Here is a 12828-nt window from a genome sequence, read left to right as displayed (position 1 = left end):
TGTTGTTTGTTTACCTAAAAACGATCCAGAAGTGTTGAGCTTTGCTGCAGAGCTATAAGCCGCAAATGCTTACAATTACCTCTATTGCTGCCTTTTAGATTTAGCCGTAAACTTGCATAACAATGGTAAATTTGAAGGAACATGGTTATCTGGGCTAGTCTGCAAAAACGAGCGAAAATAGGACTGTTTTTACTGTCAATTTTAGGACTCTTGCTCTTCGCTTTTTATTGGAATGAAGCCCGTAAAGAGGTGGTTTTTCTGTGTGCTAATTTTAGCCAAGGAGTGAGCAAAACTAGTGTCTTGAGGCAACTCAAAACAGTTAATCTTTCGAGCTTTACAATGCAGCAAACTACAAGCGGAGATTTAATAGTATTAAGCAGTGTGTTTAATTTTGAAATTTACCAATGTGTTATTGAAATAGATTCAAATGAACAAGTACACAGGGCGCAAATCAAATAGAATATAGTTCTACTTTGTTTTTAATATTCCCGTTTTACCTACATATTCATTAATTAGGACTCAAATTGCTTTCTGACTTAAATTTTTCGTTGCAGATAACCACACCTATATTCTTTATCATTGGCTTGGGCTTTTTGTTCAAACGCATTGGTTGGTTGAATGATGATTTTGCCAAAATGGGGTCCGCTTTAGTATTTAAAGTCACCTTGCCGTGTTTGCTTTTCACAAAACTATCAATGACTGATTTTACGCAAGGTTTACCCACTGCATTGGTGATTTACGGCTTTATTGCGACCCTAGTTTTGTTTCTGTTTTTGGACGTTTTCGCCACACGATTTATTTCTGAACGAGCGGATAAAGGCGTATTTGTGCAAGGTGCGTTTAGAAGTAACATGGGGATTATTAGTTTAGCATTTGTGGTCAGCGCATATGGCGAAGACACGCTAGCTATTGCGTCAATCTATTTGGCGGTAATAACCATATTGTTCAACGTCTTGTCAGTGGTGACGTTGTCGCGACACATGCATCAAAACGGCTCAAATGGGTTCGCTTCTATTTTCCTCAATATTGGTAAAAACCCGTTAATTATCTCTATTGTTTTAGGTGTGGCTGTTTCACTGTTGAATGTGCCTGTGCCTGAAATAGCGCTGCATACAGGTGAATACTTCGCTGGTATGACGCTGCCATTGGCTTTGTTATGTGCCGGAGCGTCTATTCGAATCAAGGAATTCCATTCTTCCTCGGTACTTTATTGGTCATCCGCTATGAAGTTAATAGTGCTTCCTTTGGTGATAACACTAGGTGGCGTTCTTATAGGGTTTAGAGGTGAGGAGCTTGGTGTCTTGTACCTTATGTGTGCGTCCCCCACAGCAGCGGCCAGTTATCCAATGGTACAAGCTATGCACGGTAATCATTACTTGGCTGCCGCCATCATTGCGGTGACCAGCATAGGCTCAATGTTAACCACTACTTTAGGTATATTTTTATTGAAAGTATTTGAATTAATTTAGGCGTTAACTGCTGGATTTTGGATGCTCAGCGGCTAATTGAAATGAAGATAAGGCATTAGATTGAAGGATGATTTAATGGGGCGAATAACTGATAAACTATACAAGTTTAATTTTTATGTCTCCCAATGCTACCGAACAACAGGGTAGAAATTCGTCATCATCAATGTAGGCTAAAGGATCTGTCGTGTAGTCAATGTCACCATCTATTAGTTTACTTCTGCAAGCACCGCAAAATCCCTCTCGACAATGATAGTGAACTTCGATATTGCGCTTTTCCAAGCTTTCTAAAATAGTGTCTGATTGGTCTGTGAGGATAGGGGGGTGATCACCGTCAATGGTGATCACGTATTGTTTTTTCTCGGACATTAAAGATCGAAGTCGTCAAAGTCACTGGCATTTACTTCAGCGTCAATTTGACCGACCAAGTAAGAGCTTATTTCTGATTCTTGTGGGGCAACTTGTACGTTGTCAGAGTTGAGATAATTATTCATCCAAGGTAACGGATTGCTGGTGATATCAAAAGGTTGACCCATGCCAATAGCCGACATGCGATGATTGGCAATATATTCAACATATTGACACAATATTTCTTCATTCAAGCCAATCATTGAGCCTTGTGCAAATAAATATCCAGCCCATTGTTTTTCTTGTTCAACAGCTTGCATAAATATTTCTCTAGCTTGGTCTTTTAACTCTTCCGCTATTTCTGCCATTTCAGGATCATCTTTGCCTTTTTGCCAAAGATTAAGAATATGCTGAGTTGAGGTTAAATGTAGATTTTCATCTCGTGCAATAAGACGAATAATTTTCGAATTACCTTCCATTAACTCGCGCTCGGCAAATGCAAATGTACAAGCAAAGGAAACATAGAAACGTATGGCTTCTAAAGCATTGACAGAGTTCATACAAAGATACAGTTTTTTCTTTAATTCACGCATAGTGATGGTGTAAGCAACTCCATCAACTGTGTGTACACCTTCACCCTGGGTTTGCCAAAGTTGAGTATAGAAAATCAAGTCATCATAGTATTTTGATATATCACCTGCTCTTTGCTTGATTTGTTCGTTCACTACAATGTCGTCAAAAATTGCACTGGGATCAGTGAATAAATTGCGCAAAATGTGTGTATAAGAACGTGAATGTATGGTTTCGAAAAATGACCATGTTTCTGTCCACGTTTCTAATTCAGGTAACGAAATAATTGGAAGAAATGCAATATTTGGGCTTCTTCCTTGAACCGAATCTAACAAAGTTTGATATTTTAAATTGGAAATAAAGATATGTTTTTCAGAGTCACTTAAAGACTGGAAATCAACCCGGTCTTTACTGACGTCAACTTCTTCTGGACGCCAGAAAAAACTAATTTGTTTTTCAATTAATTTTTCAAAAATACTGTGTTTTTGCTGGTCGTATCGAGCAACATTCACTGGATTGCCGAAAAACATAGGTTCCAATAAAGGATTCGTTGGTTTTTGATTAAAAGTGGTGTATTTCATTTACCGTCAGTACTCTGTGAGGTTTAACACTGGGTGGCGCGCAATACGCCACCAAACTTGGTTTTTGGTTTAGATCTTACATGCACCACCGGCACAATCATCATCTTCTTCCAAGACAACTTCTTGAGCCAAAGGTGTAGCGACTTCTTTTTTCAATTCAAGTTGTGAAGTGTCAGAAGCGCCATCTCGTGTATTGTGGTAATACAAGGTTTTAATACCCAGTTTATAAGTGGTTAATAAGTCTTTTAACAACAATTTCATAGGTACTTTTCCACCTTCGTATTTACCAGGATCGTAACTCGTATTGGCAGAAATCGTTTGATCGATAAATTTTTGCATGATGGCGCATAATTGCAGGTAACCATCGTTGGAATTGATATCCCAAAGCAATTCGTATTGCTCCTTCAATCTATCGTATTCAGGTACCACTTGTTTGAGTACGCCATCTTTTGAGGATTTAATACTAATATGCCCACGAGGTGGCTCTATACCATTTGTCGCATTGGATATCTGTGAAGACGTTTCTGACGGCATTAATGCTGATAACGTACTGTTTCGCAGCCCGTGTTCAACAATTTCTTTACGCAAGGATTCCCAGTCGTAATGAAGTGGCTCGTCACATACCTTATCTAAATCTTTTTTGTAGGTATCAATGGGCAATATACCTTGTGAATAGGTGGTTTCATTGAACTTAGGACAAGCACCTTTTTCTTTAGCTAGGTTATTTGAAGCTTTAAGAAGATAATACTGCATGGCTTCAAAGGTTCTGTGTATTAGCGCATTACCACTTCCATCTGAGTATTTTTTGCCATTTTTAGCCAAGTAGTAAGCAAAGTTAATGACACCTATACCCAAGGTTCTTCTATCAATTGACGCACGGTATGCAGCAGGGACTGGGTAATCTTGATAGTCTAACAAGCTATCCAGTGCGCGTACCGCTAAGTCAGCCATTTCTTCGAATTCGTCAAGGCTTTCAATTGCGCCGAGATTAAATGCAGATAAGGTACAAAGTGCGATTTCGCCATTTTCGTCGTTAATGTGCTGCAAAGGTTTGGTTGGAAGGGCAATCTCCAAACACAAGTTGCTTTGTCTAACCGGTGCAAGTTTCGGATTAAATGGACTGTGAGTATTACAGTGATCAACATTTTGCAGATAAATACGCCCTGTACTTGCACGCTCTTGCATAAATAAACTAAATAACTCTACTGCTCTGATTTTCTTTTTACGAATAGAATCATCTTGTTCGTACTTAACATATAAAGCTTCGAACTCATCTTGATCCGCAAAGAAGGCTTCATAAAGCCCTGGTACATCGGAGGGGCTGAACAGCGTGATATGTTGATCCTTGATCATGCGTGTGTACATAAGTTTATTAAACTGAACACCGTAATCGAGATGTCTAACTCGATTTTCTTCAACACCACGGTTATTTTTAAGTACCAATAAAGATTCTACTTCTAAGTGCCATACCGGATAAAATAAGGTTGCTGCGCCGCCTCGAACACCACCTTGAGAGCAACTTTTCACAGCGGTTTGGAAGTATTTATAAAATGGGATACAACCGGTGTGGTAAGCCTCACCACCGCGAATTTCACTGCCTAGAGCACGAATACGCCCAGCATTTACGCCGATACCAGCTCGTTGACTAACGTATTTTACGATCGCGCTGGCAGTCGCGTTGATCGAATCTAGGCTGTCGCCAGCTTCTATCAATACACAAGAACTAAATTGACGGGTAGGGGTTCTAACGCCCGACATAATTGGCGTAGGCAAAGAAATTTTAAATAATGATGTGGCATCATAGAAACGTTTTACATAATCTAAACGTGTGTCTTTTGGATAGTTAGCGAACAAACACGCTGCCACTAAAATATACAAAAATTGGGCACTTTCGTAGATTTCACCGGTCACGCGATTCTGAACTAAATATTTGCCTTCCAGTTGTTTAACTGCTGCATAACTGAAGTTCATGTCGCGCCAATGATCCATATATTGATCTAGTTCATTCAGCTCTTGCTCTGAGTAGTCTTCTAAAATGTGTTGGTCATATTTTCCCTTAGCAACCATCTCTTTTACGTGAGTAAGCAAAGTAGGTGGTTCAAACTGACCATAGGCTTTTTTACGCAGATGGAAAACGGCTAAACGAGCTGCAAGATATTGATAATCAGGTGTATCAGTAGAAATTAAGTCTGCTGCTGATTTGATCAAGGTCTCATGAATGTCTTCGGTTTTGATACCATCATAAAATTGAATGTGAGCTTTGATTTCAACTTGAGAAACTGAAACATTTTTTAGGCCTTTGGCCGCCCAAGTTATGACTTTGTGAATTTTGTCCAAATTTAAGACTTCACGTTCACCATCGCGTTTCGTGACATTTAGAGAGTTATTCATGTATTTGATAGCCGTATAAGATAATTAGCGCCCCATGCTCTGAAAAATAAAATTTAACGAACACATTGTTTTTGTATATTAACGTTTTAAATTCTAGCCACACTTCATGGAGTAAATTGATCGCATTGAAAAGCGTTTACTTCCGGTTATTTTTTAGAATAGTTAGAAAAAATGTGACGAGCACAAGATAGAGGTGTTTACCTCTATTTGCAACCCAATATGTGGTGGTTTTATCGCCAAAAAAACTCAACCAATTGATATGTTAGTATTGACTAACTTAGAAGCTGCATTAGCGAATGAGTTAAGCCGAATGCAAGCAAATTTTAGATTAAATTAAAAAGTTAAATTATTTTTGAAGGACAAAATCTATTTTTAGAATATCACGATATATAGTGTTTAAAATCTCAACTGTCACTATATCTGGTATTCTTTATGCTTCCCCCTGTTCATTTATGAAATGTGAGAGTGACATAAATTTGATGAATTTTGTGCCTAAGTTAGATCGTGTAACTGACTGAACTGACTTATCTCAAAGTCTGCTTTCCAATTAACCACTTCTTGTTGATCTTTAATGTAACCATAGAGCGCCGCGACACTAACCATATTTGCGTTACGGGCGGCTTCAATATCTCTAAGCGCGTCACCAACATATAAGGTATTTTGTGGATTCACTTCAAGCACTCTGGCGGCTTCTAAAAGCGGCAGAGGATGAGGTTTACGTTTAATATAAGTGTCGCCACTGATGACAATCCCGCAACTTTGCATAATTGGGAAGTGGGTCAGTAATTGCGTGGTTAAAAATCCAGGCTTGTTAGTGACAATCCCCCAAGGAATAGCATTTTGATTCAGAAACTCTAAGCTATCCTCAACCCCTTCAAAGCAGGTTGTATCAACACAAACATTCTGTTCGTAATGGTCAAGAAGCATTTGTCTGCATTTCTGCAACGCTTGCTTTGACAGGGCTTCAAAATCATCTGCAAACCCCAATTTTAACAAACCAAGGGCACCGTCTGATGCAACACAGCGGTATTCCTGAGGCTGGCAGGCTGGGCGATCATAATGGGCAAGCACATGATTAAGGGCATTACCCAAATCAGCCGCGGTGTCTAACAAGGTGCCATCCAAATCAAATAAAATGCCAGCGTACTTGTCATTAAATAAATTGTTTTTCGAGACCATCTTTACACTTCACTTTTCTGGCAATGCACTATGTAATTTACATCAACGTTTTGTTCAGAAAGGTAATATTGTTTGGAAAAGGGGTTCATATGCAAACCTGTCATGTGTTTAGTGATTAAATCTGTGCTATCGACCCAACTTAATAATTCAGAGGGTTGGATAAACTTCTCATACTCATGGGTGCCCTTAGGAACCAGGTTCAACACTTTTTCTGCGCCGACAATAGCCATCAAATAGGATTTCAGGTTTCGATTCAATGTGGAGAAAAACACATCACCGCCAGGCTTAACTAACGTAGCGCAAGCTCGCACAATTGAGGCCGGATCTGGCACATGCTCTAACATCTCAAGGCAAGTCACGATGTCAAATTGATTGGCATGCTGCTCAGCCATTTGTTCTGCAGTGATTTGTTGGTAGCTTACTTTTACACCGGATTCTAAACCGTGAAGTCGCGCTACTTCTAAGGATTCAGAAGCCATATCAATACCGGAAACTTGTGCACCTTGCTTAGCTAGATATTCTGATAAAATACCGCCGCCGCATCCAACATCAATAATGCTTTTGTCGAACACCCCGTTAGTCCGTTGCTGAATGTAATCTGCTCTTAGCGGATTAATTTCATGCAAAGGCTTAAATTCACCTTCTAAATCCCACCACCTAGACGCTAAAGCCGAAAACTTATCTATTTCTGCAGCGTCTACGTTTTGATTGGTCATTGTTCACTCCTTTTTCATCTGTTTGCTATTATAAGCTGTCATTAATTTAGATAACCAGACCTTTATACCCGAAGATATGCTAAATAATTGTTTGATTGCACACTATATAAGCTAATCACGGCTATTTATTTTGTTTTCTCGGTGGTAGAATCTACAGTCGATTTAGAACCCACTATAACTATAAGTGAAGTCGAACTTTTCAAACTGACTTGACCAGTTTCATCAGTAGATTCAGATAATAATTTAGGGACAAGGCTGTATATGACAGACAATGCCAACGAAATTCTCCCCATTAATATAGAGGAAGAACTTAAAAATTCTTACCTCGACTATGCAATGAGTGTCATTGTTGGACGTGCACTACCGGATGTGCGTGACGGGTTAAAACCTGTTCACCGCCGCGTATTGTTCGCCATGAATGAGTTGAAAAACGATTATAATAAACCGTACAAAAAATCCGCTCGTGTAGTAGGTGACGTGATTGGTAAATATCACCCTCACGGTGATACTGCTGTTTACGACACTATTGTTCGTATGGCGCAGCCATTTTCCTTGCGATATATGCTAGTTGACGGCCAAGGTAACTTTGGTTCTGTTGACGGTGACTCCGCAGCTGCGATGCGTTATACCGAAGTGAGAATGGCTAAAATAGCCCATGAACTTCTCGCCGATTTAGAAAAAGAAACCGTTGATTTTGTACCTAACTATGACGGTACAGAACATATTCCAGACGTACTACCCACCCGCGTACCTAACTTATTAGTTAACGGTTCTTCAGGTATTGCGGTAGGTATGGCGACTAATATTCCACCGCATAACTTAACTGAAGTTGTGAATGGCTGTATCGCACTTATCGATAATCCCGATATGACCATCGAAGAAATCATGACGCACATTCCAGGTCCTGATTTCCCAACTGCAGCATTAATCAGTGGTCGTAAAGGCATTGATGATGCGTATCGCACAGGTCGCGGTAAAATCTACATGCGCGCACGCGCTGAGATTGAAACTGAAGATAGCGGTAAAGAAACCATTATCGTGCACGAAATTCCTTACCAAGTTAACAAGGCAAGGTTAATTGAAAAAATTGCTGAACTGGTAAAAGAAAAGAAAATAGAAGGTATATCTGCTTTACGTGACGAGTCTGATAAAGACGGTATGCGTATTGTTGTTGAAGTGAAACGCAATGAATCAGCAGAAGTACTGTTAAACCATTTATATGCTCAAACACAGTTACAAACTGTATTTGGTATTAATATGGTAGCCTTGGATAACAACCAGCCTCGCGTATTTAATCTAAAAGACATTTTAGAAGCCTTTGTTCTGCATCGCAGAGAAGTGGTTACCCGTCGTACGGTTTATGAGTTGAAAAAAGCCCGTGACCGTGCCCATATCCTTGAAGGTTTAGCGATTGCCCTGGTTAATATCGATGAAATCATCGAGTTAATTAAAGCCTCGCAAAGTCCAAGTGACGCTAAAGCATCTTTGGTCGCTCGTGGTTGGGCGTTAGGTGATGTGGCTGAAATGCTAGCTCGCGCTGGTGATGATGCGGCTCGTCCTGATTGGCTTGAACCTCAATTCGGTATTTCCGAAGGCGAATATTTCTTAACTGAGCAGCAAGCTCAGGCAATTTTGGACTTACGTCTACATAAACTAACAGGTTTAGAACACGACAAAATCTTAGCTGAATATAAAGATCTATTAGACGTTATCGCTGAACTATTACGCATTTTGTCTAGTTCAGAACGTTTGATGGAAGTGATCAGAGAGGAGCTTGAGTTAATTCGTGACGAATATGGTGATGAAAGACGCACTGAAATTACCGCCGCTACACACGACATCGACATGGAAGATCTTATCGAACGTGAAGATGTAGTAGTGACACTTTCTCGTGAAGGTTACGTGAAGTATCAGAAACTTTCTGATTACGAAGCGCAGCGACGTGGTGGTAAAGGTAAATCTGCGACTAAAATGAAGAACGAAGACTTCATTGAAAAGTTATTGGTTGCTAATACCCACGACCATATTTTGTGCTTCTCAACCCGTGGCCGCTTATATTGGTTGAAAGTATATCAATTACCATTCGCTAGTCGTAACGCTCGTGGACGTCCAATCGTTAATATTCTTCCACTAGAAGAAGGTGAACGTATTACTGCTATTTTACCAATTCAAGAATTTGAAGAAGGTAAATTTGTATTAATGGCAACTGCAAACGGTACAGTTAAAAAGACCGCACTTTCTCAATATTCACGTCCTCGTTCAAACGGTATCATTGCGGTCAACTTAAACGAAGGTGATGAATTAATTGGCGTTGATATTACAGACGGTGAAAGCGACATTATGTTGTTCTCAGATGCAGGTAAAGTAGTTCGTTTTAACGAAAAACAACGTGATTCTGAAACCGGTGAAGTAAAACGTGACCCTGAAACAGGTGAAGAGTTGTTAGCGCTGCGTCCAATGGGCAGAACGGCCACAGGTGTTCGCGGTATCCGATTGCAAGAAGGCCAAAAAGTGGTATCACTGATTGTACCTAAAGGTGACGGCGCGATTTTAACCGCAACTGAGAATGGTTTCGGGAAACGTACTCCTATTGCTGACTACCCAGCTAAGAGCCGTGCAACACAAGGTGTTGTATCCATCAAGGTTTCTGAGCGTAATGGTGCAGTGGTTGGTGCAGTGCAAGTGTTCGAAGGTCAAGAAATTATGTTGATCAGTGACCAAGGTACTTTGGTTAGAACACGTGTTGATGAAGTCTCTACCGTGGGCAGAAATACTCAAGGTGTCAGACTAATCCGTACTGGCAAAGACGAACATGTAGTGGGCTTACAGAAGATAGAAGAGATTGAAGCAGAAGATTTAGAGCTATTAGAAGGCGAAGATGCAGTAGAAGCTGAACAAGCTGAAGTTGCAGACGATGACGCTGGACAACCAGACTCTGACGCTACTGAGTAGAATCTTAAACGCTAGTTTTTAATCATACTTAAAACGAGTGGCTTATTCCGCTCGTTTTTTTTCGGGAGAAAATCAAATTATGGCAGTTACTTATAATTTCAGTGCAGGTCCTGCGATGTTACCTACTGATGTTATGTTGCGAGCACAACAAGAGTTTATTAATTGGCAAGATCAAGGGTGCTCGGTGATGGAAATGAGCCATCGCAGCAAAGCTTATATAGAGGTTGCTGAGCGTGCCACTCATAATATGCGCAAGCTACTGGCAGTTCCTGATGATTATCAAATACTATTTACCCATGGCGGCGGAAGAGGGCAGTTTTCAGCTGTACCCTTGAATCTATCTGCAGTGGGTGACCATGCTGATCATTTGGTCACCGGCTCTTGGTCTAAAGGTGCGGTTAATGAAGCGCAAAACTATTTAACTGCTGATGTCGTGGGTGGCGTAGAAGTGGTAGACGGCATAACGCAAGTGCAATCCCAAAGTAATTGGCAGTTAAACGATAAAGCGGCGTACTTTCATTACTGTCCTAATGAAACAGTCGAAGGTATTGAAATAAACGAAGTGCCTGATACTCAAGGGGTACCTATTGTCGCTGATATGTCGTCGAATATTCTGTCCAAACAAATTGACGTCAATAACTATGCAGTTATATACGGTGGAGCGCAAAAGAACATTGGTCCTTCGGGATTGTCTGTGGTCATTGTGCATAACAGCATGTTAGACAAAGCTCGTGTGGAAACCCCTTCCATTCTTAATTACGGTTTGATCGCAAAACACGATTCTATGTACAACACGCCGCCAACATTTGCTTGGTATTTGGCTGGGTTAGTATTTGAGTGGTTGCTTGATATGGGCGGTGTTGCTGAGATTGAGAAGCGTAATAAACAAAAGTCTGATCTGTTGTATAGCGCGATAGATAGCAACGATTTTTATTCAAACAGCGTGGCTGTACAAAATCGTTCGCGCATGAATGTGCCGTTTCATTTAGCCGATACAAAATTAGATGCTTTATTCTTAGAAGAGTCCGAAGCTGCTGGTTTGAAAGCATTAAAAGGTCACCGAATTGTTGGTGGGATGCGTGCCAGTATATACAACGCGATGCCAATCGAAGGGGTAAAAGCGTTGATAGACTTTATGAATGATTTTGCTAAAAGGAACGGATAAAACATGCAACAACTAAGACTTGAGCCTATTTCCAAAGTACAAGGTACGGTGAATGTTCCAGGCTCAAAGAGTTTATCTAATCGCGCTCTTTTATTGGCAGCTTTAGCAAAAGGTGAAACCACGCTAACTAATTTACTCGATAGCGATGATATCCGGCATATGCTGGATGCATTGAGCCTGTTGGGAGTTGCTTATCAACTTAGTGACGATAAAACTCAGTGTATTGTCCAAGGTAATAATGGCGTCTTCAATACCGATAGTAAGATAGAAATGTTTTTAGGTAATGCAGGCACAGCTATGCGTCCGTTGTGCGCAGCACTAGCTGCCTCAAATGGCGAATACGTTCTTACCGGTGAACCTCGTATGGAGGAGCGTCCAATTGGTGCATTGGTTGATGCGCTATCTCAGGCTGGCGCTGAAATAAGCTACCTAAAAAGTGATGGATATCCACCGTTACATATTAAAGGGAAAGCTCTTTCAGGTGGCAAAATCCAAGTCGATGGCAGTGTGTCTAGTCAGTTTTTAACCGCAGTACTTATGGCTGCACCGTTATTTTCTGATGACAGTCAAATTGATATTATTGGCGAATTGGTCTCTAAACCTTATATTGATATTACCCTAGATACCATGGCCAAGTTTGGGGTTACCGTTGAAAATGACAACTATCAGAGTTTTAAAATAACAGGTAATCAAACTTATCAATCGCCAGGCACATTCTTGGTGGAAGGTGATGCTTCATCAGCGTCTTACTTTTTAGCCGCCGGTGCTATCAAGGGCGGCACGGTAAAAGTGACAGGTGTGGGCGCTAAAAGCATTCAAGGTGATATTAAATTTGCGGATGTGCTTTCCGCTATGGGCGCAAAAGTGACTTGGGGTGATGACTTTATCGAAGTTACAGGAGCACCATTAACTGCCATTGATATGGACATGAATCATATTCCCGATGCCGCTATGACAATCGCGACTACTGCATTGTTTGCCACTGGCACCACCAAAATGACGAATATTTATAATTGGCGGGTTAAAGAGACTGACCGTTTAGCAGCAATGGCTACTGAACTGCGCAAATTAGGTGCAGAAGTAAAAGAAGGTCATGACTTTATTGAGGTTACTGCTCCGGCAAAATTACAAGAAGCGGAAATTGATACTTACAATGACCATCGTGTGGCTATGTGCTTTTCACTCGTTGCTTTAAGCGATACTGCTGTGGTGATAAATGATCCAGGTTGTACGGCTAAAACGTTCCCAGACTACTTTGAACGATTTGCCAGCATTAGTGACTAATATTTTCTAGTTGCCAGAATCAGAGATGGCTAGTGTCATCTCTTGGTTATCTTTATTATTAAACGAAATGTTAAAATTATGTTTAAAATCAATGTGTTAATTGCTAATTAGATAGCTTGCATTGCTTATGTTTCGTTAACGAGTATAATTCCGCCCGATTTTTAACTCAGCTCAGG

10 protein-coding genes are annotated in these 12828 nt (G+C 40.5%); 5 read left to right on the top strand and 5 right to left on the bottom strand.

Annotated features, from left to right (window positions below):
• The first annotated feature begins 141 nt into the window (after positions 1–141).
• The gene (locus KO530_RS01990) at positions 142–459 is read left to right on the top strand and encodes a hypothetical protein (RefSeq protein WP_216046703.1); all 318 of its coding nucleotides are present in this window, start codon (positions 142–144) and stop codon (positions 457–459) included.
• A gap of 65 nt (positions 460–524) precedes the next feature.
• A complete protein-coding gene (locus tag KO530_RS01985; protein ID WP_216046702.1) occupies positions 525–1469 on the top strand; it encodes an AEC family transporter in 945 nt (314 codons plus the stop codon).
• Positions 1470–1565: 96 nt separating this feature from the next.
• On the opposite strand, the gene yfaE is transcribed toward KO530_RS01985, so the two are convergent.
• The 5 genes from yfaE to ubiG form a co-directional block, all read right to left on the bottom strand.
• Positions 1566–1835 carry a class I ribonucleotide reductase maintenance protein YfaE gene (gene yfaE / locus KO530_RS01980; protein ID WP_216046701.1) on the bottom strand — a complete coding sequence of 90 codons (270 nt, stop codon included), beginning with the start codon at positions 1833–1835 and terminating at the stop codon, positions 1566–1568.
• Positions 1835–2965, bottom strand: coding sequence for a class Ia ribonucleoside-diphosphate reductase subunit beta (gene nrdB / locus KO530_RS01975; RefSeq protein WP_216046700.1), 1131 nt, complete (start codon positions 2963–2965; stop codon positions 1835–1837). The genes yfaE and nrdB overlap by 1 nt, the downstream gene beginning before the upstream one ends.
• Positions 2966–3034: 69 nt before the next feature.
• The gene (nrdA, locus tag KO530_RS01970; protein ID WP_216046699.1) at positions 3035–5356 is read right to left on the bottom strand and encodes a class 1a ribonucleoside-diphosphate reductase subunit alpha; all 2322 of its coding nucleotides are present in this window, start codon (positions 5354–5356) and stop codon (positions 3035–3037) included.
• 492 nt (positions 5357–5848) lie between these two features.
• A complete protein-coding gene (locus KO530_RS01965; RefSeq protein ID WP_216046698.1) occupies positions 5849–6535 on the bottom strand; it encodes an HAD family hydrolase in 687 nt (228 codons plus the stop codon).
• Between the two features lie 2 nt (positions 6536–6537).
• Complete coding sequence (gene ubiG / locus KO530_RS01960; protein WP_216046697.1) at positions 6538–7251, bottom strand: bifunctional 2-polyprenyl-6-hydroxyphenol methylase/3-demethylubiquinol 3-O-methyltransferase UbiG; 714 nt, start codon at positions 7249–7251, stop codon at positions 6538–6540.
• Between the two features lie 261 nt (positions 7252–7512).
• On the opposite strand from ubiG, the gene gyrA reads away from it, so the two are divergent.
• The 3 genes from gyrA to aroA all read left to right on the top strand — a co-directional run bounded on the left by gyrA (position 7513) and on the right by aroA (position 12652).
• Positions 7513–10203, top strand: coding sequence for a DNA topoisomerase (ATP-hydrolyzing) subunit A (gene gyrA, locus KO530_RS01955; RefSeq protein ID WP_216046696.1), 2691 nt, complete (start codon positions 7513–7515; stop codon positions 10201–10203).
• 79 nt (positions 10204–10282) lie between these two features.
• Entirely contained in the window at positions 10283–11368 is a 1086-nt protein-coding gene (serC, locus tag KO530_RS01950; protein ID WP_216046695.1) for a 3-phosphoserine/phosphohydroxythreonine transaminase, read from the top strand.
• A gap of 3 nt (positions 11369–11371) precedes the next feature.
• A complete protein-coding gene (gene aroA, locus KO530_RS01945; protein ID WP_216046694.1) occupies positions 11372–12652 on the top strand; it encodes a 3-phosphoshikimate 1-carboxyvinyltransferase in 1281 nt (426 codons plus the stop codon).
• The last annotated feature ends 176 nt before the right edge of the window (positions 12653–12828 follow it).

The sequence above is a fragment of the Aliiglaciecola lipolytica genome (assembly GCF_018860635.1).
GTDB lineage: Bacteria > Pseudomonadota > Gammaproteobacteria > Enterobacterales > Alteromonadaceae > Aliiglaciecola > Aliiglaciecola lipolytica_A.
The sequence above is the reverse complement of the archived record's forward strand: the minus strand, read 5'-3'. Positions and strand labels throughout refer to the sequence as shown.

Excerpts from the sequence above, each read along its gene's own strand:
- KO530_RS01990 (WP_216046703.1), top strand. The coding sequence starts at position 142 with ATGGTTATCTGGGCTAGTCTGCAAAAACGAGCGAAAATAGGACTGTTT.
- yfaE (WP_216046701.1), bottom strand. The coding sequence starts at position 1,835 with ATGTCCGAGAAAAAACAATACGTGATCACCATTGACGGTGATCACCCC.
- nrdB (WP_216046700.1), bottom strand. The coding sequence starts at position 2,965 with ATGAAATACACCACTTTTAATCAAAAACCAACGAATCCTTTATTGGAA.
- nrdA (WP_216046699.1), bottom strand. The coding sequence starts at position 5,356 with ATGAATAACTCTCTAAATGTCACGAAACGCGATGGTGAACGTGAAGTC.
- KO530_RS01965 (WP_216046698.1), bottom strand. The coding sequence starts at position 6,535 with ATGGTCTCGAAAAACAATTTATTTAATGACAAGTACGCTGGCATTTTA.
- ubiG (WP_216046697.1), bottom strand. The coding sequence starts at position 7,251 with ATGACCAATCAAAACGTAGACGCTGCAGAAATAGATAAGTTTTCGGCT.
- gyrA (WP_216046696.1), top strand. The coding sequence starts at position 7,513 with ATGACAGACAATGCCAACGAAATTCTCCCCATTAATATAGAGGAAGAA.
- serC (WP_216046695.1), top strand. The coding sequence starts at position 10,283 with ATGGCAGTTACTTATAATTTCAGTGCAGGTCCTGCGATGTTACCTACT.
- aroA (WP_216046694.1), top strand. The coding sequence starts at position 11,372 with ATGCAACAACTAAGACTTGAGCCTATTTCCAAAGTACAAGGTACGGTG.